The following is a 617-nucleotide window of genomic DNA, read 5'->3' on the forward strand; positions in this document are numbered from 1 at the left end:
GGCCGCCGCCGCGAGCTGGATCGCCGCCTGGTGAGCCTGCGCGGCGACGGTGTCGAGCCAGCCCAGGTAGGGCGCCATGCCGCGGCCCGCCACCAGCTGTGCGGTGACGGAGCGATAGTCGGCCGCGGCGGTGCTCAGCCGCACGGCCAGCCGGTCCCAGGCCATGGCGGCCTGGATCAGCGGTCCCGCGCCGGGACCGTAATACATCAGTCCGGAGTTGATTTCCGGGGCTAGCGTCGCGAAATCCATTACAACCTCTGCTTTGACATGGACTCTCCCCTGAGATAGACGCAGGGGTTACATGGCCGGCGCGCCGGCGTATCAGAGCAGGGCTACGCAGAACCGCGTCAAAACATCCCGGTCGGCGAGAACGGCCGCGGGCGCGCGGGGTTGGCCGCCGGGGGGCGCAAACCGCAACGCGGTGGACGAGACTGGCAGCGACGACACCACCGATTGTGGCGACGAGCGGCTCCAGGTCGGTGGCCGGTCCTTCGTCATCCACGTGCTGTGGAACGGCTTCTTGTCGGTCGGCGCGGAGTGCCGCGACGCGCGAAGTTGCAGTCGGTCGGCGTGCGCGCCGTCCCCGGTGGGCCCCTGCGACCAGGCCGCCGGCTCGG

At 70.8% G+C, this 617-nt stretch carries 1 protein-coding gene and 1 pseudogene; both read right to left on the reverse strand.

Features of this window, described 5'->3' with window-relative positions; translation table 11 throughout:
- A partial coding sequence (locus BN4348_RS59155; protein WP_142308842.1) for a PPE domain-containing protein occupies positions 1-249 on the reverse strand: 249 nt, incomplete at its 3' end.
- Between the two features lie 72 nt (positions 250-321).
- Positions 322-617 (reverse strand): annotated as a pseudogene (locus tag BN4348_RS60935) (hypothetical protein); the annotation flags it as partial.

The sequence above is a fragment of the Mycobacterium interjectum genome, from assembly GCF_900078675.2.
In the GTDB taxonomy this organism is placed as follows: Bacteria; Actinomycetota; Actinomycetes; order Mycobacteriales; family Mycobacteriaceae; genus Mycobacterium; species Mycobacterium interjectum.